Source organism: Arthrospira sp. PCC 8006 (genome assembly GCF_046480465.1).
In the GTDB taxonomy this organism is placed as follows: Bacteria; Cyanobacteriota; Cyanobacteriia; order Cyanobacteriales; family Microcoleaceae; genus Limnospira; species Limnospira platensis.
This window is the reverse complement of sequence record NZ_PKGG01000026.1, coordinates 1-24,020: the sequence shown is the minus strand read 5'-3', so window position 1 is coordinate 24,020 and position 24,020 is coordinate 1. Positions and strand designations below refer to the sequence as shown.

General features: G+C 42.1%; 19 protein-coding genes. 11 read left to right on the top strand and 8 right to left on the bottom strand.

Annotated elements, in window-relative coordinates:
- Nucleotide 1: 1 nt before the first annotated feature.
- Both B9T16_RS06600 and B9T16_RS06595 read right to left on the bottom strand, forming a co-directional pair.
- Nucleotides 2-1,861 (bottom strand): EAL domain-containing protein, encoded by a 1,860-nt coding sequence (locus B9T16_RS06600; protein ID WP_410244359.1) that lies wholly within the window; start codon nucleotides 1,859-1,861, stop codon nucleotides 2-4.
- Complete coding sequence (locus tag B9T16_RS06595; RefSeq protein WP_410244358.1) at nucleotides 1,858-4,617, bottom strand: ATP-binding protein; 2,760 nt, start codon at nucleotides 4,615-4,617, stop codon at nucleotides 1,858-1,860. Before B9T16_RS06595 ends, B9T16_RS06600 begins: the two co-directional genes overlap by 4 nt.
- Nucleotides 4,618-4,820: 203 nt before the next feature.
- Here B9T16_RS06595 and B9T16_RS06590 point away from each other — a divergent pair, with 203 nt between their 5' ends.
- The 3 genes from B9T16_RS06590 (at nucleotide 4,821) to B9T16_RS06580 (ending at nucleotide 6,167) form a co-directional block, all read left to right on the top strand.
- Nucleotides 4,821-5,120, top strand: coding sequence for a hypothetical protein (locus B9T16_RS06590; RefSeq protein ID WP_006620038.1), 300 nt, complete (start codon nucleotides 4,821-4,823; stop codon nucleotides 5,118-5,120).
- 89 nt (nucleotides 5,121-5,209) lie between these two features.
- A complete protein-coding gene (locus B9T16_RS06585; RefSeq protein ID WP_006620037.1) occupies nucleotides 5,210-5,560 on the top strand; it encodes a YtxH domain-containing protein in 351 nt (116 codons plus the stop codon).
- Between the two features lie 103 nt (nucleotides 5,561-5,663).
- Nucleotides 5,664-6,167 carry a DUF948 domain-containing protein gene (locus B9T16_RS06580; protein WP_410244357.1) on the top strand — a complete coding sequence of 168 codons (504 nt, stop codon included), beginning with the start codon at nucleotides 5,664-5,666 and terminating at the stop codon, nucleotides 6,165-6,167.
- A gap of 290 nt (nucleotides 6,168-6,457) precedes the next feature.
- On the opposite strand, the gene argS is transcribed toward B9T16_RS06580, so the two are convergent.
- The gene (gene argS / locus B9T16_RS06575) at nucleotides 6,458-8,215 is read right to left on the bottom strand and encodes an arginine--tRNA ligase (protein ID WP_410244356.1); all 1,758 of its coding nucleotides are present in this window, start codon (nucleotides 8,213-8,215) and stop codon (nucleotides 6,458-6,460) included.
- Between the two features lie 311 nt (nucleotides 8,216-8,526).
- Between argS and B9T16_RS06570 the strand changes: the two genes are divergently transcribed.
- Nucleotides 8,527-9,474: a calcium/sodium antiporter gene (locus B9T16_RS06570; protein ID WP_006620034.1), complete on the top strand. Its 948-nt coding sequence runs from the start codon at nucleotides 8,527-8,529 to the stop codon at nucleotides 9,472-9,474.
- Nucleotides 9,475-9,679: 205 nt separating this feature from the next.
- On the opposite strand, the gene B9T16_RS06565 is transcribed toward B9T16_RS06570, so the two are convergent.
- Nucleotides 9,680-10,255, bottom strand: a complete 576-nt coding sequence (locus B9T16_RS06565; protein WP_410244355.1) for a late competence development ComFB family protein — start codon at nucleotides 10,253-10,255, stop codon at nucleotides 9,680-9,682.
- Nucleotides 10,256-10,614: 359 nt separating this feature from the next.
- Here B9T16_RS06565 and B9T16_RS06560 point away from each other — a divergent pair, with 359 nt between their 5' ends.
- Nucleotides 10,615-11,625 carry a pentapeptide repeat-containing protein gene (locus B9T16_RS06560; RefSeq protein WP_410244354.1) on the top strand — a complete coding sequence of 337 codons (1,011 nt, stop codon included), beginning with the start codon at nucleotides 10,615-10,617 and terminating at the stop codon, nucleotides 11,623-11,625.
- 44 nt (nucleotides 11,626-11,669) lie between these two features.
- Here B9T16_RS06560 and B9T16_RS06555 read toward each other — a convergent pair whose 3' ends face one another.
- On the bottom strand, nucleotides 11,670-12,233 hold the full coding sequence (locus tag B9T16_RS06555) for a Uma2 family endonuclease (RefSeq protein WP_317271302.1): 564 nt from the start codon (nucleotides 12,231-12,233) through the stop codon (nucleotides 11,670-11,672).
- 133 nt (nucleotides 12,234-12,366) lie between these two features.
- Between B9T16_RS06555 and B9T16_RS06550 the strand changes: the two genes are divergently transcribed.
- A complete protein-coding gene (locus B9T16_RS06550) occupies nucleotides 12,367-13,305 on the top strand; it encodes a UDP-glucuronic acid decarboxylase family protein (RefSeq protein WP_410244353.1) in 939 nt (312 codons plus the stop codon).
- Nucleotides 13,306-13,412: 107 nt separating this feature from the next.
- Nucleotides 13,413-14,786: a UDP-glucose dehydrogenase family protein gene (locus B9T16_RS06545; protein WP_410244352.1), complete on the top strand. Its 1,374-nt coding sequence runs from the start codon at nucleotides 13,413-13,415 to the stop codon at nucleotides 14,784-14,786.
- 154 nt (nucleotides 14,787-14,940) lie between these two features.
- Here B9T16_RS06545 and B9T16_RS06540 read toward each other — a convergent pair whose 3' ends face one another.
- Nucleotides 14,941-16,566, bottom strand: a complete 1,626-nt coding sequence (locus tag B9T16_RS06540) for an NAD(P)H-quinone oxidoreductase subunit 4 (RefSeq protein ID WP_006620028.1) — start codon at nucleotides 16,564-16,566, stop codon at nucleotides 14,941-14,943.
- A gap of 359 nt (nucleotides 16,567-16,925) precedes the next feature.
- Here B9T16_RS06540 and B9T16_RS06535 point away from each other — a divergent pair, with 359 nt between their 5' ends.
- Together B9T16_RS06535 and B9T16_RS06530 are read left to right on the top strand one after the other, a co-directional pair.
- A complete protein-coding gene (locus B9T16_RS06535; protein WP_410244351.1) occupies nucleotides 16,926-18,998 on the top strand; it encodes an NAD(P)H-quinone oxidoreductase subunit 5 in 2,073 nt (690 codons plus the stop codon).
- A gap of 144 nt (nucleotides 18,999-19,142) precedes the next feature.
- Nucleotides 19,143-20,741, top strand: coding sequence for an NAD(P)H-quinone oxidoreductase subunit 4 (locus tag B9T16_RS06530; protein ID WP_172973475.1), 1,599 nt, complete (start codon nucleotides 19,143-19,145; stop codon nucleotides 20,739-20,741).
- A gap of 101 nt (nucleotides 20,742-20,842) precedes the next feature.
- Here B9T16_RS06530 and B9T16_RS06525 read toward each other — a convergent pair whose 3' ends face one another.
- On the bottom strand, nucleotides 20,843-21,145 hold the full coding sequence (locus B9T16_RS06525; protein ID WP_410244367.1) for a cytochrome c biogenesis protein CcdA: 303 nt from the start codon (nucleotides 21,143-21,145) through the stop codon (nucleotides 20,843-20,845).
- Between the two features lie 244 nt (nucleotides 21,146-21,389).
- Between B9T16_RS06525 and B9T16_RS06520 the strand changes: the two genes are divergently transcribed.
- On the top strand, nucleotides 21,390-21,680 hold the full coding sequence (locus tag B9T16_RS06520; protein WP_410244350.1) for a hypothetical protein: 291 nt from the start codon (nucleotides 21,390-21,392) through the stop codon (nucleotides 21,678-21,680).
- A 13-nt stretch (nucleotides 21,681-21,693) separates the two neighbouring features.
- Here the strand turns inward: B9T16_RS06520 and B9T16_RS06515 are convergent, their stop codons facing one another.
- Nucleotides 21,694-23,040 (bottom strand): ion transporter, encoded by a 1,347-nt coding sequence (locus B9T16_RS06515; RefSeq protein ID WP_410244349.1) that lies wholly within the window; start codon nucleotides 23,038-23,040, stop codon nucleotides 21,694-21,696.
- A gap of 251 nt (nucleotides 23,041-23,291) precedes the next feature.
- Here B9T16_RS06515 and B9T16_RS06510 point away from each other — a divergent pair.
- On the top strand, nucleotides 23,292-24,020 hold a 729-nt coding region (locus B9T16_RS06510; RefSeq protein ID WP_410244348.1), incomplete at its 3' end, for a DUF3641 domain-containing protein.

Here is a 24,020-nt window from a genome sequence, read left to right as displayed (position 1 = left end):
TTTAACATAAGATTCTTTGTTTGAGCAAGTCCTCAGCCATCATGCTTTCCACTGGCTTAGAAAAATAGTAACCTTGTCCTTGGTCACAGCCTAAACTGCGAAGTTTAGCGAGTTGTTCGGCGGTTTCTATACCTTCTGCAACCACGTTAATTTTCAATTGATGAGCCAGGGTAATAATGGCATCAACAATTTGTAGGTTTTCGTTAGGTGTGCCGATACAAGTAATAAATGAACGGTCAATTTTTAAAGTGTTAACGGGAAACCTATGTAAATAACTTAGGGAGGAATAACCGGTGCCAAAGTCATCTAAACTTAAATGGATATTACGATGAGTAAGCTGTTGTAAGAGTTGTCGAGCAGCTTCGGGATTTTCTACAATTGCCGTTTCGGTTATTTCTAGCTTCAAGTAAGAACTTTGAAAGTTATTTTTAACCAAAATCCGGTCAATTTCTTCAATTAAATAAGGCTGGGTAAACTGTTTAACTGACAAGTTAACACTCATGCGAAATTGAGGAGTAATTAATCCTTTTTTTTGCCACAGATTTAACTGTTTAACTGCCTGGTCTAAGACCCATAAACCCATGGGAATAATTAAGCCAGTATCCTCAGCTATGGGAATAAATTCTGCGGGTGAAATGATGCCATGCTCTGGATGATGCCAACGCAAAAGAGCCTCAAAACCCATAACAGAGCCATCTTGGAGTTCAATAATTGGCTGATAGTTGAGCAAAAAGTGATTATTTTCTATTGCTAGTCGCAGGTCATTTTCTAGCTGGAATCTTCGATGAGCATCATTGTGCATTGTGCCATCAAAAAACCGATAGCAGCCGCGACCTTTACTTTTGGCTTTATACATAGCAATATCAGCATCTCGCAAGACTTGTTCGGGTTCGGTGTATTCGGATGTACCGATAACAATACCAATACTAGCCTCTAAAAACAAATCTTGCTCATCTAGTTGAAACGGCCAAGTTAAAGCCTTTTGTAGACGTTCAGCGATAACAGTAACAGCTTGGGTACTATGAATATTTTCGAGTAAAATGGTAAATTCATCACCTCCAAATCTAGCCAAATTAGTGGGAGACATTTTTAAGGTTAATTGCAGTCTTCTGGCTAAGGAAATTAAGAGGCGATCGCCTGTTAAATGTCCGAGGGAATCATTAACCACTTTAAAGCGATCGCAATCCAAAAATAAAACCGCAAAGCGATAATCTGGATTTTGTTTAGTTTCAGATATTGCTTGCATCAATTTATCCATAAAAAACACACGATTAGGTAAACCAGTTAAGGCATCATGGGAAGCCATATGTAGCAGTTTACTTTGTGTTTGTTGGTGATGAAGAATCTCCCTCTCTAAAAGACTATTCATTTTCTTTAATTCTTGATTAGCGGACTCGAGTTCTTCAGTCCTTTGTAGAACCCGCTGTTCCAGTTCCGCATTAAGCTGCTGAATTTGCTTATGAGCCTGTTTGAGAGCAATTTGATTTTCAATCCTAGCAATAACTTCCTCAATCTGAAAGGGTTTAGTAATATAATCTACCCCGCCAACTTCAAAAGCCTTAACTTTATCAAAAACCTCATTCAAAGCACTAATAAAAATCACCGGAATTCCCTGTGTAGTTGGTTCAGCTTGCAGTTGTTGACAAACATCATAGCCACTCATCCCAGGCATATTAATATCCAGCAAAATTAAATCGGGAGGACTGGCTTTTGCTCCCATTAATGCCATTTCTCCACTAATAGCACGCCGAACTTTATGACCGCGTTCTTCTAACAAATTAGTCAAAAGATTAAGGGTTTCCAGAAAGTCATCAACTACTAATATATGACCAGGAATAATACTCACCTCATCAGATTTCATAACTTCAATGCCGATTGAGTTAAACTAAGAATCATATCAAACCGCACCCTTTCAACCAAATCAATTAAACTTTCCCTCAGTGCCACTTGGTCTTCAGAAATATCTTCAAGAAGTTGTAGAACTAGCTTATCATCTAATTCAGTGGCTGCTTGGTGAAGTTGCACAATCCAGTCTTTTGGCATCACCATCAAACAATTCGCCTCTAGGGGTTGACGTTGAACCAGTAATGAAGGCTGAGAATTTATCTGTTGTTCATAAATATAGCGAACACCTAGATGTTTAGCCATTTTCTCAAACAAAATCTGTTCTTCAAAAGGTTTGCGGACAAAATCATCGCATCCAGCGGAGAGGACAACGGCACGTTCTTCCTCAAAGGCGCTGGCGGTAAGAGCAATAATCACGGTGGCTTGACCTTTTAAATGGGATTTAATTTGTGTAGTGGCTTCGTAGCCGTTCATAACTGGCATTCGCATATCCATCCAAATTAGATGAGGTTTCCATTGATTCCAAATGGCGATCGCCTCTTGGCCGTTTTCAGCTTCCTGTACCTCAAATCCTAAAGGACTGAGGAATTTAACCAAAAGCTGTCGGTTACTTTCGCGGTCATCGACAACCAAAATCCGATATTTCGGTTGATTCGGAGCCAGGGAAACAATCCTTTGATGCTGGAGTTGACTACTTGCTCTCTCTTCTGGGTATCCTAGACTGACCCTGATCTTAAATTTAAACACACTACCGACCCCTAGGGTACTAGATACGGAAATATCACCCCCCATTAACTGAACAAATTGTTGACTAATGGGTAAACCTAAGCCAGTTCCTTGCTGATATTTACGGCCAGTTTTTGTCTGTAGAAATGGCTCAAAAAGTTGGTCTATATCTGCGGGTGCAATACCTGGTCCGGTGTCTTCTACTGTGAACTGTAAAACCATCGGCGGCGGCTGTGGGTTGTCAATTTGATTAGGTGGGTCAATAACTTGGCTGTGGAGAGTCACAGATCCATTTTCGGTAAACTTAACGGCATTTCCGATTAAGTTAATTAGCACTTGTCGGAGTTTACGTTCATCAGTGTTAATATAACGAGGCAGATTCGGCGATCGCACAAAAATTAATTTTAATCCTTCCGATGCGGCTCTGATAGAGAACATCTCCTCTAGAGAGTCTAGTAAACTCCACAGGTCAAAGTTATTCGGATTAAGGGAGATTTGACCAGCCTCGATTTTCGACATATCTAAGACATCATTAATGAGTTGTAGTAGATGTTCACCGCTGCGTTGAATGATATAAAGATGGTCTCTAAAATTATTCGGATTATGCTTATGGTGATGTTCTAAGCTAATTTGGCGGATCATCAGTTGAGTAAAACCAAGAATTGCATTTAAGGGGGTACGGAGTTCGTGGCTCATGTGAGCTAAAAATTGGCTCTTAGCTTGATTGGCAACTTCGGCGTTTTCCTTGGCTTGTCGGAGTTCTGCTGTCCGTTGTTCGACACGGATTTCTAGGGTTTCAAATAATTCTTGTAGCTGGTAACTCATCTGGTTAAAAGTTTGGGATAATTGCTCGGTTTCTTTGATTTTTTTAATATCGACTCGATGGTTGAATTCTCCGTTAGCGATCGCTTCACTAGCTTTAATCAATTGTAAAATAGGTTCTGCGATCCAACGGGAAGTGTAAACACCAAGGAAAATTGCCACAATTAAGGCTAATAAACATAACAACAAAGTGAAACGAGCGTTACTGTGAATCCTCTCCATAAAATGGGACTCGGGAATCACCACTACAATCAACCAATCTAAACCCATATTGTCCTGATAGGGTAAAACCTGCAAAAAGTGGCGTTCTTGATTGATTATTAATCTACTATTTAAGCGTTGATTGATATTAAATAAACTGCCAAAATTATCTATCAAAAATCTATATACTTGTGGCATTAAATCATCTTGGCTATGATTAATATATATGCGGGATGCTTGTTTATTTTCAATCTGAAATGGCTGTGATATCGTAGAACTAGCTACCAGCAATCCAGACCTTTCGAAAATGATAATTGTACTATACTTGCAAACTTCTAAAGATTGCAGAAAATCACTAATTTTATCCAAGAAAAAGTTGCTACCAAATACCCCAATTATTTCTCCTTGAGGATTCCGCACGGCGACACTAGCAGCTAAAGCCATTCTCGGATAAGCATGATAGGAAAAAATATCCCCCCATACGCCATCTTGAGAGGCGATCGCCGCCTGATACCAAGTCCGAGTTGTCACCGCAAAATCGGGTGTTTCATTGACCATTACTAGAGGATTTCCTGATTCATCCAGGCTAAAAAATTGAATGTTGCCATTAGTGTTTTGTCCCGACACCATTAAGTGAGGTTGTTGACCGTCAATGCGTGCCAACCCGATAAATTCACCAGTTGGACTGCCCCAAAAAATCGAATCAATTAAATCAAAATTATCTAATTGGCTCCTCAATAATTTTTGCATTTGTTGACTATCTTGCCAATTCCAATTATTGGACAATAGATGATCGTGATTAAGTTGATTAATCAAATTCGGAGTCATCAAGAACTGATCAAGTTTATCCTCAATGCGATTAGTAATTTCGTCCTGAAGCTGATTAACGGCTTGATTAACAGCTTGCTCGCCATTACTCCAGGACAGCCAGCCAGTTAAGCCAACAGCGACAAAAATCTGAGTGACAAAAGGAACAATCAGAAAAAACTGTAGTGGCAAATGGTCAAAAAAGTTACGGAACACTTGACAATGGTTCTCCCCAAATACCAATACTCACGACCAAGCAGGTTAACTGCTGCTGTTATGGTCAGGCATCAAGTCAACTTAAAACTAGGAATAAATACTAAGGATACTTGACTACTACTATTGTATCAAAAGTCAGCCGAAATGGTTTAAATTCAACCACTCATCTTGTATAATGTCTTGTATGTAACTGAACCAGAAAAATGTGGATTGTTGTTTTAATGAATGTCGCCATTGCTATGGGCTGTTTTTATTTAGCCCGACGGACTTGGAGACTTCATTATAAACTAGAACGCCTAGAACGCCGGATACTTTTGCTAGACCGACGGGTAAATACGGTTCTGCAACAGACCACCCATGTTTTTGAAAAGCAACAGGTCCTCAGTTCTAATCTGAAAGGGCGATATTTGCGTCTGGAGATCCAAATCCAACAGCTTCAGAAAATATTAACCCTGTTAAATTTGGGCCTAGGCCTGTGGCGGTGGCAACGACGCAGGAGATAGAATCAAATAGGGGACTGGCTCGGTAGTATGTCACTTTTCAAGGTTGAACAAATTGCCTAAGATGAATTTACAGATATTGCTCAAAAAATATGTCAAAAAACCGTTCTGGATTATTTGTTAGTGGTCTAGTGATTGGGTCGGCCCTTGGTACAGTAGTGGGTCTACTGATTGCGCCGCGCTCTGGTCGCGAGACTCGAAAACTATTAAAAAAATCAGCGGCGACTCTCCCGGAGTTAGCGGAAGATGTATCAACCACAGTCCAAAATCAAGCTGAACGAGTGTCAGCATCAGCTTGGCGGAGTTGGGATGATACCCTAGTGCGACTTAAAGAAGCGATCGCCGCCGGACTAGAAGCAAGTCAGATCGAACGTCAGACTCTATCGGAACTTGAGAGTCGGAATTTGGCTGAACCCCAGGAGACGAAAAGCGATCGCCGTTAAAAAGCCCAAAATATCGTCTAAAGATACAAGGGTCGATCAACATTGGCGATCGCCAATTTCGATATCATAGTCTTGTCCCTTCTCGCCGAATTTTACCATTGTTGTGCTTGATCCTATTTTTTGGGTAGGACTGTCCCTATTATTGGTTGCAGTCAGCCTCACCGCCTTATTAATTGCAGCACTCCCCGCCATACTCGCCTTGGGGAGAGCAGCACGCAGCGTCGAAAAATTAGCTGATACCCTGTCGAGGGAATTTCCTCCCACCCTAGAGGCTATTCGCCTAACCGGGATGGAAATTAGCGATCTGACTGATGATGTAGCCGAAGGAGTCCAAAGTGCGAACCAAGTAGTTAAACAAGTTGATCGCAGTATTAGCAGTGCTAAACAACAAGCCAAACAACTAAAAATCGGCACGGGGAGCATTGTCGCAGGTATCCGTGTCGGTTGGGGAACCTTCACGGGTAAAGGTCGCCCTTCCCACAAACCCAGTTTACCCCCAGAACGCTCCTCCCAGAGACTACCATCTGATCGCGATCGACTTCAGTTAGGGGGAAACCCACCCTCCTATGAAGATTATGATTCCGAAACCCGACAGCCATACGATTGAAAAAAAGCAATGGTAAACAGGTAATTAATTGATAATTAATAATTATTTCCTGTCCAGAGTCAACTATACCCAAGCATAAAAAAAGGGAACTTTAAAAAAAGCCCCCTATTAGTGTCCAGTCAAATATCGAGTAGACCACCCAATTTAATAGTTAGTCTAGTTATCCGTTTTTCCCAGTTAGGTAAAGGTATTTTCGGATTCTACAAGTTATATAATAACCTATAGAAGCATAAAAAACAAGCATCTTGTGTGAACTTTATGCAAAAATTTGTAAAGTTTAAGCCAAGCTCTTACATTCGATCTAATACCGAAATCCCCAATAGAGATAGACCCAGCCTCAAAGTTTCAGCCGTTAAGTGACACAAAGCTAAACGAGAAGAGCGATCGCATTCATCAGCCTTCAAAACTGGACAGCGGTCATAAAACTGATTAAACTTCTGGCTCAATTCAAACAGATACTGACACAATCGATTCGGCAACAACTCTTGGGCCACCGTATCGATAACCTCATGTAATTGTAGTAAATGTTTAGCCAAAGTCAACTCAGAAGGGTCTTGTAAATTAATACTCGCCCTATCCCCCACCTGTTCAAAATCAATACTCCCCTTACGGCTAATCCCCTGAATCCGCACATAGGCATATAACATATAGGGGGCCGTGTTACCCTGTAGGGAGAGCATCTTATCAAAACTAAAGATATAATCACTGGTGCGATTTTGACTCAAATCAGCATATTTGACCGCATCAATACCAACCACCTCCGCCACATGATGCACAAATTCTGGAGACTCTGCGCGTCCTTCCTGCTGTAGGCGAGTTTCCAAATCCTCCTGAGCCCGTTTAACCGCTTCGTCCAAAAGATCCCGCAGCCTAACAGTTTCCCCAGACCGAGTTTTTAGCTTTTTCCCATCGTCTCCCTTAACCAGACCAAAGGGAACATGGACCACATCCACCCCATCGGGTATCCACCCCACCCGACGGGCTACCTGCCACACCTGGGCGAAATGATTAGCCTGACCCGCATCAGTGACATAAATTAGACGAGTAGCACCTTCAGTGTTAATCCGATGACGCACCGCCGCCAAATCCGTAGTAGCGTAGTTATAGCCGCCATTAGACTTCTGCACGATTAATGGTAGGGGGTCTCCTTCCTTATTGGTAAATCCTTCTAAAAATACGCATTTTGCGCCTTGGTCTTCCACCAATAACCCAGATGCTTCCAAATCCGCCACCACTTCCGCCAACATGGGATTATAAAATGATTCACCCCTTTCGGTGAGTTTAATATCAAGGCGATCATAGATTTGTTGAAACTCCCGGCGAGACTGATCACAAAGCAATTCCCACGCGCGGCGACTATCCTCGGATCCTGATTGTAAACGGACTACCTGCTCGCGAGAGGCTTCTTTAAACTCTTCATCTTCATCAAAGCGCTTTTTGGCTTGACGGTAAAACTCGACTAAATCGCCAATATCTAAAACGTCAGCAGTAGTTAAGGCTGAGGGGTATTTTTCCTGTAGGTAACTAATCAACATCCCGAATTGTGTCCCCCAGTCGCCAACGTGATTGAGTCGTAGCACCTGATGACCTTCAAACTCCAAAATCCGAGCGATACAGTCCCCGATAATGGTCGATCGCAAATGACCAACGTGCATTTCTTTGGCAATATTGGGGCTAGAAAAGTCTACAATCACCTTTTGTGGGTCTCCATTCGGGGCGATTCCCAGCCGAGGGTCAGTTAATTTAGCATTAAGTTGGGTTTCCAGGTACTCTGATTTGAGGCGCAAATTGATAAATCCAGGTCCGGCAATTTCTGGAGGGGAGCAGATATCATCAATTTGAAGATGCTCTATAATGGTGCCCGCTATCTGGCGAGGGTTACTTTTGAGCTTTTTGGTGAGGGACATGGCAACGTTGCACTGATAATCCCCGAATTTGGGGTTACTGCTGTTAACTATTAATGGATCAGTCCCACTGACCGTTTCCCCAAAGGCATCAGTTAGGGCTGTTTCAAATCGCGATCGCATCTGTTGAATTAGAGAAGACATAATTTTGGGCTGCCGATTACGCAGTGCTTGAATTACAGAAAAGATGATATTTTTCACCGATTATATACAAATCGGCCCTTTGACCATCCCCAAGGGTGATCAACATCCATACTGGCTGATTTTATCGCATTAGGTCAACTATTCGCGGTTAAGTTCTGTGGATTTATGGACTATTAAATCTGTCTTTTTTCACAGAACATAATCTACATTTACCCAAATATACACAAGCCATATAAAATAGAACATTGACCTAAATTAAACCGCGCTCTCTTGGGGCTCACTATTTACTTGATCGACAACAGGCACTCAAAATGTTAGAAGCACTTATTTGGATAGGGATTTTTGCAGTTAGTCTCGCGGTTCTGATCTATGCTTCCGATTCCTTTACAGAATCAGCTAGTAAACTGGGGCTATTTTTCGGATTGAGTCCCTTTATTGTGGGCGTGACCATTGTGGCGATCGGTACCTCTCTTCCCGAACTGGTTTCTTCTCTGGTAGCCGTTTATCGAGATACCTCAGAAATTGTAGCTAGTAATGTTATTGGTTCTAATATTACTAACATTTTTCTGATTGTTGGGGTCGCCGCCGTTATCAGTAGTCCGATGAAGATTAATTATGACCTGATTTCTGTGGATTTACCTATGTTGGTGGGCTCCGCTATTCTGCTCTATTTTACCATTAGTGATGATGTTTTTTCTACCGGAGAAGCTCTGTTATGTCTCATCGGATTTTTGATTTATCTGGTTTATATTATCCGAGAAGGTCAACAGAATAATAACCCTGAAGTTGACGATGAGGTTAACTCGACTCGATTTGTTATTGTGAATGTGGCGATTGTGGTTTTGGGCGCTGTTTTTATCTTTGTCGGCGCTAACTATACCATTGAATCAATTATTAAACTCTCGGAAATCTTCAATCTGGGAACTGAGATTATTGCAGTTACTGTCGTGGCTTTGGGGACATCTTTACCGGAGTTGGTGGTCACCATTTCTGCCGCTAGAAAAGGCGATGCAGAAGTGGCGATCGGAAATGTGGTCGGCTCCAATATTTTTAACTCCTTAATCGTTATGGGAGTGCCGGGACTGATTAAACCTTTAGATATCCCTGATGATATCTTAATTAATGCTCTTCCGGTCATGCTGGCGGCGACTTTACTGTTTTTCTTTGTCACCCAAGATAAACAGGTAACACAATGGGAAGGATTGCTATTTTTTGTGCTTTACGGTTGGTTTGTTGGTCACATTTTTGGCTGGTTATAAACTGTCCCCAGCAGACTAACTCCCCAAACCAATAGCCGGTCATCAGTAGGGGCGAGATTTTTCGCTCTTACTGATGATTAACAAAGGTCAAGGGAGTCTGAAGTTGATTTGGCTACGTCAGCATCATCAGAGCTGGCTTTTTTTTGTCAGTTTAAGCTGTTCTTCGATTTGGTTACCAACTGCGATCGCCTATTTTCCCCCTTCCCTATGACTCATAGGGATTACGGTTCACCGTTTGAGCAATTCTAAGCTGCTCTTGAATCATATCTCGGTGACTCAAAAGCGGTTCACTGGGAACTGTCCGACCCGCTACAGTTCTGCGAGCCGGAGCCGGAGGAGGAGTAGGACGACTTTGGGGAGATGCTAATGGTGCGATCGCATCCTTGAGCAATTTAATTGCACTGTTACGAGCATCTGTTTGTTTGGGTAACAAATCTATTAGCTCCCGGATAGTTTGTTCATACTGGACTTCTTCGGGAGATATCAACGGCGTAGACAATCTAATTGGATCTCGCTGAACAGCAGCGATCGCCTGACGCACCGTTTCCTGTATTTTACTTCTGTAGGTTTTCGCTCGTTGCTCCTGTTTGTTTCTACCCTCCTGACAAGACGCATACAACGGCGGCAGACGATTAAGAGCGTAGGTTGCTACTTCCACCCGACTAATATACTTTAGTAAATTCTCCGACAGACGCTTTAACTGACGATCAATTTCTTCATCTACCCAAATCTCCATCACATTTTGGTATTTTGGCGGTTTGTTATCGTTAGTAGTATTCATTTAATCAATTCTATAGTAATAGTTCTATATTTAAATCAATAGCATATTGCTTCTGGATTTGCTCAAGATTCTCTGTCCCCTTATCAAAAATTTACGCAATTTTGAGCAAATTTTATAAATCCCAACCTTTTGTAAAGAACCACAATACAATAAGGGGTTATGCCCATCATGGGTATAACCACCCATAAATACTCCCAGGACAAGTTACAGGACTATAGGGTATGAGCCTCCTAGTCACCTTTAGGGATGCACTTTTAGTCCTGATATTTATCGTGACATTAGATTTATAATAGATACTCAATTATACGAACACCTAGTTGGTCACATTTTATACTCAATATATATTAACCAATCCAATTATGAATAGATTAAAATTGCAGTTAGCCAAAATCTTCAACCGCAGACAACTATCTAAACTGATCAGATCCCTAGCCAAACTACTGCGAGAATTGATAGAAATCCTGTTAATTTTAGTAGCTGTTTTCCTGTTAATTTCTGCCATTCTATATATAGAAGATACCCTACAAGCCAACACAGAATGGGGTAAATTCTTTATAAATGCCCTAGAAAAGTCAAGAATACTTGGCACATTTGAAAGCATCAGTATTGTCACAGCATTAGTAATTTATGTCAGACAAGGCAAAAAGAAATCTCATTACGAAGCATGGCAAGTAATTGACTCAGCTCAAGGCATTAAAATTAGCCATGCTCGCATTAAAGCCTTAGAAGAATTATCCAAAGACGGAGTAAGTCTTAAAGGCTTATCTTTACCAATGGCTGATCTCGAACAAGTCACCTTGGTAGACACCGACTTTAAAGAAGCCAATCTGAAAACCGCTAAACTACAGGAAGCCAACCTAAAAGGCAGTACCTTTGAACTCACACAACTGCAAGGCGCTAACCTATGGAAAGCCAATTTACAGGAATGTTTTTTTCTACTCACCCAACTCCAGAAAGTCAACCTAAATGCAGCCAACCTACAAAATGCTGAACTTCAGGGAGTCAATTTATTAGAAGCTAATTTACAGCAAGCCAACCTACAGGGAGCCTACATTTTAGGAAACTTACAAGGAGCCAACTTTCAAGAAGCCAATTTAAAAGGTGCAAACCTTCAGGGAGCCTATCTTCAGGATGCTAACTTTAAACGAGCCAACCTGCGGGGAGTCAATCTTAAAGATGCTAATTTAACCGGAGTTAATTTTGAAGAAGCCAATTTACAAGGCGCTAACCTGCAAAATGCTCAGGGATTAACCACTCAACAAATTAGATTAGCAAAAAATTGGGAGCAAGCTCGTTATTCTAAGGCTTTTATATTGAGTTTAGGACTACCTCAAGATTCATCATTGGTCAACCCAGAAGAGTTGACCTAAATCTACCATTATTCAATGAAATATACCCATAAATTGGGGATAGCTCAATCAAAACTCAACCATCCCCAAATTTGATTAGGTGTTAATTCCAACTGGAGACCATCCAAAACAGGTAGCACAGTATCTCCCTCATACAACTCTATTTTTTGTTCAGGAAACACCAGAATCACACTGCCATCTTCATCTGGATTAATTAACCATCCCAGCTCCGTACCATTTCTTGAACACAATAATAACTTAGACAGCACTCTAGTCAGGTTTTGTTCTGGTGATAAAATTTCAATACACCAGTCAGGATATGTTGTAAAGCGATTAGCAATTCTCCCAGAAGGTTCGCGAGGAATTCTTGACCAGCGAAATACAGAAATATCTGGTACAATTGACCTGCCATCAAAAGTGCAGCGCAATTCAGGAAAGGCATAAGCAATTTTGTCTGTTTCTGTTACCTGATTAATCGCGCCGCCAAGTTTCCCCTGTAGTCTGCTATGTTCTCCCTGTGGCATAACTTTCTGAGTAATTTCTCCATTGATAAATTCTGACGCTGGCTTAGTTTCTGGAAGTTTCAGAAACTCCTCCAACTCAAGCTGAGGTTGGGTAATTGTAATCATGTCAGTTCTGTTAAGAGTAAACTGGATTGTATCTTAGACAAGAGATGAGTTGGTGTACATGGCCACCAAGTTAAGCCTAAACCAACTATAACATCTACAGTTTAGAGCATTCAGCCAACTAGGAGTTGAGGGTATGAGAATATTAGTAACGGGTGGAGCCGGATTTATTGGTTCCCATTTGATTGACCGACTAATGGAGCAGAAACACGATGTTCTGTGTCTGGACAACTTTTTCACGGGGAATAAGGATAATATTCTTAAATGGATTGGGAATCCTTATTTTGAACTGATCCGCCATCGTATCACTGAGCCAATTCGCCTAGAGGTGGATCAGATTTATCACTTGGCTTGTCCTGCTTCCCCTGTACATTATCAATACAACCCGGTCAAGACCATTAAAACTAATGTCATGGGGACCTTGAATATGCTGGGTTTAGCCAAACGGGTCAAGGCTCGATTTTTGCTGGCTTCCACCTCGGAAGTTTACGGAGATCCAGATGTTCACCCCCAAACTGAAGAGTATCGGGGTAATGTTAACTGTATTGGTCCCCGTTCCTGTTATGATGAGGGGAAGCGGGTGGCGGAAACTCTGGCTTTTGACTACTACCATCAAAATAACGTAGATATTAGGGTGGCGCGCATCTTTAATACTTTTGGACCCCGTATGCTGGAAAATGATGGACGGGTGGTGAGCAATTTTATTGTCCAAGCTATCCGGGGAATTCCTTTAACGGTTTATGGTGATGGTTCCCAAACCCGCAGTTTTTGCTATGTTTCGGATTTGGTGGAAGGACTGATTCGCCTGATGAATGGGGACTATATAGGGCCAGTGAATTTGGGTAATCCGGGAGAATATACGATTTTGGAGTTGGCTACTAAAATTCAACAGATGATTAATCCTGATGCTGAGATTCAATATAAACCCTTACCCCAAGATGATCCGAAGCAGCGACAACCGGATATTACCAAAGCTAAGAAGTATCTGGATTGGGAACCGACGGTACATTTAAATGATGGACTCAAGCTAACCATTGAAGATTTTCGGAGTCGGGTTATCCTTGAGAGTAAGTAATTTAGGTAATTGCCGATTGATGGGTCTTCTACAATTCTAAATGGTTGTGCTAATAAATCATGGCACTGCTATAACTCCTGTTGTATCAATCATTTGAGGAAGTTTGTATGCGTGTTTGTGTAATCGGTACTGGATATGTGGGTTTAGTAACCGGGGTTTGTTTGGCTCATACAGGTCATGATGTGATTTGTGTGGACAACAACGAAGAAAAGGTTAAGTTGATGAAGTCGGGACAGTCCCCAATTTATGAGCCGGGACTTTCGGAGTTGATGAAGTCCTGTGCGGAGTCTGGGAAGTTGTCTTTTACTTCTGACCTGAAAGCTGGGGTTGAACATGGGGATATTTTGTTTATTGCGGTGGGAACCCCTCCCCTACCAACAGGAGAAAGTGACACTCGATATGTGGAAGCAGTGGCGCGAGGAATTGGTGCTAATTTGACCCGTGGATCGGGTTATAAGGTGGTGGTGAATAAGTCTACGGTTCCTATCGGTTCGGGGGACTGGGTGCGGATGATTGTTCTTGATGGTTTTACTGAACAACAAAAGGAACAAGGAACTTCTGGGTCGGCGGGAGAATTGCAGTTTGATGTGGTTAGTAACCCGGAATTTCTGCGGGAAGGTTCGGCGATTTTTGATACTTTTAATCCCGATCGCATTGTGTTGGGAAGCAATAGCCAAAAGGCTTTGGGTCTGATGCAGGAATTATATCAACCCATTGTAGATCGTAAATATGCTGATGATCCCGATTTACCTCCGGTTCCGGTGGTGATGACTGATTTAAGTTCGGCGGAAATGGTCAAATATGCGGCTAATTCCTTCCTGGCGACTAAAATCAGTTTTATTAATGAAATCGCCAATATTTGCGATCGCGTTGGTGCTGATGTTAAACAGGTAGCCACTGGTATCGGTTTAGACTCCCGTATTGGTAACAAATTCCTGCAAGCTGGTATTGGTTGGGGGGGCTCCTGTTTCCCTAAAGATGTGTCGGCTTTAATTCATACCGCCGATGATTATAATTATGATGCCAAACTGTTGAAATCAGCCGTGGAGGTCAATGATCAGCAGCGGGTAATTGCGATCGAAAAATTGCAGCAAGTTCTCAAAATTCTCAAAGGTAAAACCGTTGGTTTACTGGGGTTAACCTTTAAGCCCGATACTGATGATATGCGGGATGCACCGGCTTTAAATTTGATTGAACAACTCAGCCGTTTGGGAGCCAGGGTGAAAGCCTATGACCCGATTATTTCCCAAAGCGGAATGCGTCATGGTCTGTCTAATGTGATGGTGGAAACCGACCCAGAATTGATGGCTGAGGGTTGTGATGCTTTGGTCTTAGTAACCGATTGGGAACAGTTCCAAAACCTTAACTATGCCAAAATGGTTAAATCTATGCACACTCCTGTTATCATCGATGGTCGGAATTTCTTAGACCGCAAAAAACTCCAAGAACTTGGTTTCCAATATGTGGGAATTGGACACTAACTTAGGATGAGTTAGTTTAATCCGCTAATTACAACTAATCAGAAACACTGAGATATCTTGATCAATCTGGTTTCTGCGAAATTAAAAGACGGAAGATATTACCAACCTTCCGTCTTTATTTATTTGTTGATTTAGCGGTTAATTACAGAGGATTCTAGGCGTTAGAATCGTTAGTAGGTAGGAGAGCTTCTACAGAGGTTTCGGGAGCGATTTTGGGAGCTACAAACCCGCCTGAGTAAAGCACTGAACCGCGTTGTTGTTGAGCAAATACCGGGAAGATTTCACGCACTTGAGAAGCGACTTCAACAGTTTTTACATCATAGGTTTGAGTCGCTACTTTCGGATATAAACCAATCCCGATAATTGGTAACAGTAGACAGGTGGCAATCATCACTTCGCGAGGTTTGGCATCTCCTAGATATTTTTCAATGTTGAATCCGCCACTATTTTCACCGTAGAACACCACCCGCAATAGGTTGAGTAAATAAATGGGGGTTAAAATTAGACCGACAGCAGCTAAACCGATGACTACAATTTTGAAGTTGGAACTGTAGATATCGCTAGTTGTGATGCCGAGGAAGATAGTTAATTCTCCGACAAAACCACTCATTCCAGGTAGTGCTAAAGAAGCCATTGAACCAGCAGTGAATAGGGCAAACACTTTAGGCATATCTTTAGCCATACCGCCCAATTTGGACATTGATAGGGTGTGGGTACGTTCGTAAGTAACACCTGCTAGGAAGAACAGCATGGCGGCGATTAAACCGTGGGAAATCATTTGCAGAACTGCGCCGTTAAGTCCCAATTCAGTTAAGGAAGCAATACCCAGGAGGACAAAACCCATGTGGGAGATAGAGGAACAAGCTAATCGACGTTTGAGGTTATCTTGAGCAAAGGCGCTTAATGCACCGTAGACAATATTAACTACTCCTAGAATTGCCAGAATTGGGGCAAAATACAGGTGAGCGTTGGGTAGCATTTCCATGTTCATGCGGATTAAGCCGTAACCACCCATTTTCAGGAGAACACCCGCTAAAATCATGGATACAGGCGCGGATGCTTCGCTATGAGCATCAGGTAGCCATGTGTGGAGAGGGAAGATAGGGAGTTTGACGGCGAAGGCAATTAGGAAGCCTGCATACAAGAATAATTCTAAGGCTAGGGGATAGTTTTTGTGAGCGAGGGTGCTAATGTCGAAACTGAGGTTGGAGCCGTAGAATGCCATTGCTAGGGCGGCGACTAGGATGAAGATGGAACCTAGGGCAGTATATAGAATGAATTTAGTCGCTGCATAGAGGCGCTTTGCTCCACCCCAGATGGAAATCAGAATATAAACGGGAACCAGTTCTAGTTCCCACATCAGGAAGAATAATAGCAGGTCTTGGGCTGCGAATACTCCCATTTGGGCGGAGTACAGCACTAATAAGAGAAAATAAAATAGTCTGGGCTTGTTGGTGACGCGCCAGGAGGCTAGAATAGCTAATGTATTAACGAAACCTGTTAGTACGATTAGGGGCATTGATAGGCCATCTACTGCCACTGACCAGTTCAGCCCTAATTGGGGAATCCAACTATAGGTTTCGGCTAGTTGGAATGTTGAATCGTTGAGATTGTAGTTAGTCCAAAAGCATACAATTGTCAGAACTAAGTCTATCAAACCGACTCCTAGGGCATACCAGCGGATAGTTTTGCCTTCTCGGTCGGGAATTAGGGGAATGGCAAAGGATGCCAATAGGGGAAATAAGATAATTGCTGTTAGCCAGGGAATTTGACTGCTCATGGTCAGTGTGAGAATAAATACCTATTGCTTGCTTGTTAGTGAATTATACTCAAAGAGTAAAGTTTTGTTAAGCCTTTGGGCAAACTTTTTTTCGAGATTGTCTAAATCCACTACACAGTAAGGGTTTCAGGCTGTGATTTTTTTTTGATCCTGGGTTATCCTTGACTGCATGGATTGAGTATAGTCTATGACAATAGGTATGTCAACTTATTTGAATCTATCTATCTGGGGGTGTCAGTGGACCATTTTTAGGGACTTTGGTTGAAAAAGATGGATATTTATTCAGAAGCGACAAACTCTGTGTCACAATTGGGATCGGTTTAACCCATTTGTTAAGAAGTATAAAGCTGTCATCAGTTATGGAACCCCTTTATCAATATGCCTGGTTAATTCCGGTGTTGCCCCTCTTTGGTGCGATGCTGGTGGGCATAGGGCTAATCTCATTGAACAAAGCCACTAACAAAATTAGACAGGGAAGCGCTATATTCCTGATTTCCCTGTTAGGTGCATCAATGGTTTTGTCCTTTGCTCTCCTAGCCAGTCAAATCAACGGCCATGAATCCTACACTCATATAATTGAGTGGGCGGCGGCTGGAGACTTTAAAATCAGTATGGGCTACACAATTGACCATCTGACCGCTGTGATGTTGGCGATCGTCACCACTGTAGCCCTATTGGTCATGGTCTACACCGACGGCTATATGGCTCATGATCCAGGATATGTTCGTTTTTATGCCTATCTGAGCCTATTTAGCTCGTCTATGTTGGGTCTGGTAGTTTGTCCCAACCTGCTACAAGTCTATATTTTCTGGGAATTGGTAGGGGTATCTTCCTACCTACTGATCGGGTTTTGGTACGATCGCAAACCAGCAGCAGATGCCTGTCAAAAAGCCTTCATCACTAACCGTGTCGGTGACTTTGGTCTGCTGTTAGGCATCCTCGGTCTGTATTGGGCGACTAACACCTTTGAATTTGAGTTAATGGGGTCTCGCCTAGAATACCTAGTAGAAAGCGGGTCCATTAGTGGGGCGCTGGCTGCTATATTTGCCATCCTAGTGTTCTTGGGTCCCGTAGCCAAATCCGCTCAATTTCCCCTCCATGTTTGGCTTCCTGACGCAATGGAAGGCCCGACCCCCATTTCTGCTCTCATTCACGCCGCCACCATGGTAGCGGCTGGGGTATTCCTGATCGCCAGAATGTACCCCGTGTTTGAGGGTATCCCCGTGGTGATGACTACGATCGCCTGGACTGGTTGCTTTACTGCCTTTTTAGGCGCTAGTATCGCCATCACCCAAAACGACATCAAAAAAGGACTCGCCTACTCCACCATTTCCCAGCTAGGCTATATGGTCATGGCAATGGGTGTCGGTGCTTATAGCGCCGGACTCTTCCACCTAATGACCCACGCCTATTTTAAGGCAATGTTGTTCCTGTGTTCGGGTTCGGTTATTCATGGTATGGAAGCCGTAGTCGGACACGACCCGGTTTTAGCCCAGGATATGCGACTAATGGGGGGACTGCGGAAATATATGCCCATTACTAGCACCTGCTTTTTGATTGGGACTCTGGCTATTTGCGGCATTCCTCCCTTTGCTGGCTTCTGGTCAAAAGATGAGATTCTCAGCAGTGCCTTTGCTTCTAATCCTGCCCTGTGGGTGGTAGGCTGGCTAACGGCTGGTATTACGGCATTTTATATGTTCCGTATGTATTTCAGCACCTTTGAAGGTCAATTTCGGGGTAATGATACAACCATACAGCAACAGCTAACGGCGGCGGCTAATGGCCCTAATTATGCCTTTGGTCCGGGTGCGATGAACCCAGAGGAACTACATAGCGATGATCATGGTCATGGTCATGATCACGGTCATGGTCATAGTGATACTCCCCATGAGTCTCCCTGGACTATGACTATTGCTTTGATGGCTTTAGCTGTTCCCTCTGTGTTTATTGGGTTATTAGGAACTCCCTTTAATAACTATTTCGAGATGTTTATTCACGCTCCCGGGGAGTCAATAGCTGAGGTGATGGAACAGTTGGCTGAGTTTGAACTCGGCGAATTTGTGATTATGGCGGGGAGTTCCGTTGGCATTGCTTTGATTGGTATTACTTTGGCATCCTTGATGTACTTGAAACATCAAATAGCTCCAAATGCGATCGCTCAAAAAATCCAACCTCTTTACCAATTCTCCCTCAACAAATGGTATCTCGACGATATTAACGACCTCCTATTTGTCAAAGGAAGTCGCCGCCTCGCCCGTCAAATTCTCGAAGTTGACTATCGAGTTGTTGATGGTGCCGTTAACTTAACAGGTTTAGTGGCTTTAGTCACCGGAGAAGGTCTCAAATACTTAGAGAATGGTCGCGCCCAATTTTACGCCCTGCTTGTATTTGTAGCAGTCCTCGGCTTTGTCGTATTTTCCGGCATTGGCTAACTGCAATTACCTCCGTGTTTCCGTAATTTGGGGAAGTGGAAAATCTCCGGTTTAACTAACCATTAGATTCACAACACTTTCCCAATCTTGTAGTGAATGATTGGCGCTTTTGTCCTAAGCGTGAAAGGACAACTAAACATGACAATGGCTAATTTTCCTTGGCTGACGATTACAATTCTGTTTCCCATTGTGGCATCACTGTTTTTACCCTTTATCCCTGATAAAGATGGTAAAACGGTGCGCTGGTATGCCCTAATCGTGGGATTGATTGACTTTTCAATTATTGTTTATGCCTTCTGTACTGGGTATGACTTGAATACCCCCGGTTTACAGTTGGTAGAACGTTATGACTGGCTACCCGAAATCGGTTTGAGTTGGTCCGTGGGGGCTGATGGCTTATCTATGCCCCTGATTATCCTCACCGGATTTATCACCACCCTCGCGATTTTAGCAGCTTGGCCAGTCACTTTAAAGCCCAAACTTTTCTACTTCCTAATGTTGGCGATGTATGGCGGTCAGATTGCCGTTTTCGCTGTCCAGGATATGTTGTTATTCTTCCTGGTTTGGGAGTTGGAATTAGTTCCCGTTTACCTAATTCTTTCAATTTGGGGCGGTAAAAAGCGCCTGTATGCGGCTACTAAGTTTATTTTGTATACCGCAGGCGGTTCCCTGTTTATTTTGGTCGCAGCCCTGACTATGGCCTTCTATGGCGATACTGTTACCTTTGATATGCAGGCGATCGCCATTAAGGACTTTCCCATTAAACTAGAATTACTCCTGTATGGTGGGTTTCTGATTGCATACGGGGTCAAATTACCCATTTTTCCCCTTCATACCTGGCTACCTGATGCCCACGGGGAAGCTACCGCCCCCGCCCATATGTTACTAGCGGGTATCCTCCTAAAAATGGGCGGTTATGCCTTGCTACGCATGAATGTGGGAATGCTACCCGATGCCCATGCCACCTTCGCCCCCATTTTAGTGATTTTAGGCGTAGTTAACATCGTCTATGCCGCCTTCACTTCTTTTGCCCAACGCAACCTCAAACGAAAAATCGCCTATTCCTCAATTTCTCACATGGGGTTTGTGTTAATTGGTATGGGCTCATTCACAGAAATAGGCCTCAGTGGTGCCATGTTGCAGATGATTTCCCATGGCTTAATTGGGGCTAGTTTATTCTTCCTGGTCGGCTGTACTTATGACCGCACCCATACGCTCATGTTAGATGAAATGGGAGGGGTTGGTTTAAAGATGAAGAAAGTTTTTGCCATGTGGACTACTTGTTCAATGGCATCTCTAGCCTTACCCGGAATGAGTGGGTTTGTGGCTGAATTAATGGTGTTTATTGGTATCGCTACCAGTGATGCTTACAATGCCACATTTAAAGTGCTAGTCGTCTTCCTGGCTGCAGTTGGTGTAATTATTACCCCCATTTATCTGCTGTCCATGCTGCGGGAAATTCTCTATGGTCCCGAAAATCAGGAACTAACCTCCCACGAAAAACTGGTAGATGCAGAACCCCGCGAGGTATTTGTTATCGCCTGTTTATTAGTGCCCATAATTGGCATTGGGTTATATCCCAAAGTGGTAACACAAATGTATGATTCAACCACAACTCAACTTACCGCTTTAATGCGGCAGTCTGTCCCCACTTTGGTTAAGAATAATCCCATTGCTACCAATACTCAAGAATTGGTTTCTCTAAATGCTCCCATCATCGGTAAGTCCCTGTCTGAGAATTAACCAATTTAACCAATTCAATACCTAATTAATCATTCCCCCCCAACTGCTGGGGGGATTTTTTTATCATACCATAGCAGCCCTATAAACTTAACTGACAACATTTATAGCTGGCTTGATTTATGGGAAGTAATATAACCGCATAAAAACCATTGAGTTACCGTCAAGATATAGTAAGCACCTGTCATCATTAAAGCCACACTACCAAAGCGGATAATACCTTCAGAATGGTTTAACAACCGCTTGCTTTGTTTTGCTAATCCAGTAAACAAACTAGCTAGGAAAATCAACAGAGTATATCCCAGAGCATAACTCACCATAGTCAGGGTTCCGAGCAGTTGATAACCCCTCTCCGCCGCCCCTGCTAATACCGCAAATAACACCGGACTAGCACAGGGAGAACTCACCAAAGCCAAAGTTAAACCTACTTCTGGTAGAAGATGACCCTAAACTAGCTGAATTTATCGCATCGGAACTCATCACCCTAGAGGGATATCAGGTAACAGTTGCTTCTAACCGCATTGAAGGCTTAACTATAGCTCATAATTCTGACCCTGATATGTTAATTTTAGATTGGTGTCATTAATCAATAAGTATGATATAATTATATGTTGTCTCATCTTATCTTGTTGACACCAACAAAAGTAGCTCATGAATCCATTTTCTCATCAGAACCCTAATTCTCAGAAAGATAATCAATCCCCCAATGGGTTAAACAATATCCATCATCCCTCGGAATCAGATATCGAAGACCTGCAATTTAATGAATATGATCCACGAGTAGTTAAAAATCTCAAAAATTCCTTTTTGTCTCTAGTAGTTATTGGCTTAGTTTTAGGGCTTTTTATTGCGGCGGGAGTTATATATATTATGAATCGATTTGATATTAATGCTCAACCTAGTAATAACTCTAGCATCCCACCAGTTCAAGAATTGTTATAAATTCTGTGATTAATTATTCAGTATTATAACGCTGTTGGGCGATTTCTTTAACTTGTTTAGCAAAATGAGGATAGTTGTCTAAAACACTGTCGAAATCTTCTTTTAACAGTACAAAAAGCTCACAATAGCTGAGGGTTTTAACGGACGCAGTGCGACGGGTAGAATAAACTAGAGCAATTTCGCCAAAAAATGACCCCGCTGACATGATTCTATATACTTTTCCGGTTTTTTCGGAAAAGGCTTGCACTTCTCCCCGCTGGATAAAATACATTTCATGTCCTAACTGTTCCTCCCTAATTATATAGTCATTTGGTGGCAATATTCTCGGTTTTAGTTTAACCACTAAGGCTTCAATACAAGCTGGATCAGCATTTTTAAATAGGGGGACTTTTTCCAATAATTCCTGATATAAATACAGATAAATTTTAGTTTTTAAAGAATTGGGAATTTCATCGAGAAAGTCCCGGTCAAATGATGTGTCTCGGTTGCATTCCCACAGATATTGATAGTAGTCCCTAACCTGCGCCTGTAAAAAAGCCGGAATTTTGCGATCGCGCATATAAGACTGAACTTGATCAAGTTGTTCTCTAAACCTAGCCTGACTAGCATCTAAACTACTGACCACAGAAGCCACATTACCAATAATAAACGCATACATAGACACCCCCAAAATCATTACAACTAAAGTAAATGCAATTTCTAAGTTACTGGTGGGGGTAATATCGCCATAACCGACAGTTGTTAAAGTAGTAATTGACCAATATAGAGATTTCATATATTGGGTAGCTATGGGGGCTGTATCTAAGTTAGAATTAATTAACCAAGAGTCTCCGTAAGCAATCATTGACTTACCAATCCAAAACCAGATACAGGCGACCCAATGATCAATCAGAAATATAATCAGCACTAACTCAGTCATACGCACTAGGGCTGGATTAATTTCAACATTAGTCTCACATCGCCGTAAAATTCTAAAAAATTGCGACAGTCTCAACAGCCTCGGTATTCTGAGGATAGCCAATATCAATACTGATAATTGAGGAAAAAATAGCCTAGCCATTAAATCCAGGGGGAGACTAGCGGCTAGGTTCATTTTCAAATATGTAGCCAGGTAATTTTGAGCGATTTTTTGCAGGTCTGTAATACATTCTCCTTGGTCAATATATGCCATCCTAAATCTTAGGAAAATATCCATGATGAAAATTAAGTCTGCGGCTAAATCTATCCCTAACCATAAATGGGAAGTAGTGGTATCAAAAGCTATACGAAATGGGATAACAATAAAATTGTATAGTATCACCAAAACTAATAAACATTCCCATAAAAAAACTTCTTTTGATTCTGGGTCAAAGATTTGCATTTATATCATCTCTCCTGATTTACTGTATCCGGGATTACCAAACATGGGATAATTTTAAAAATTTTCAGGGATTTTTCGGCTTAGTCTCATCAAAATTTAAGTTATATGAGGTGATATATAACCATGGCATAGATATGGTATCTGATGTAAACTTGGGGAACACTTGAGAAACTTGTGTTTTCCAAATTTCCGGTAATTTTAGCTAGATAGTTGTTACAATAACTGATCATCATAGTACTAGCCAATTAATCATGATTCAGACCACGATCGCACCATTTCACAAAACAATTAAATCCCCTTTAACCAAAAACTCGATTAGGGTTTTACAGATTAATCTAGGAAAACGCTGTAACCTCGCCTGTACTCATTGTCATGTAGAAGCTGGTCCCCGACGCACCGAAGAATTAACCCCAGAAATTTGTGAACAATTAATTGAGTTAATTCGGCGTTTTCCACAAATTGAAACTGTGGACTTAACTGGTGGTGCGCCCGAAATGAATTATGGTTTTAAGCCATTATTAGAAGTGGCGAAATCCCTCAATAAACAAGTAATTGTCCGTTCCAACTTAACTATTTATTTTGTTAAGGGATTTGAGGATATCCCCGCCTACTGTAGCCACCACCAAGTCAGGATTATAGCATCTTTACCCTGCTATTTGCAAGATAATGTCGATCGCATGAGAGGTTCAGGGGTTTATCAAGACTCGATCGACGCCATTCAAAAACTCAACCAATTAGGATATGGTCACGCGCCGGATCTAATTTTAGATCTAGTCTATAACCCAGCTTTACCCACCTCAGACAGCTTTTCCCTACCCCCCCAACAGGAAAACCTACAACAAGCCTATAAGGTCTATCTGCGAGAGAAATTCGATATTGAGTTTAATCAACTTCTCACTATTACCAACCTTCCCATAGGTCGAACTAAGTTATTTTTACAGCGTCAAAAACTCCACGATAAATACTTAGATTTTTTGGCG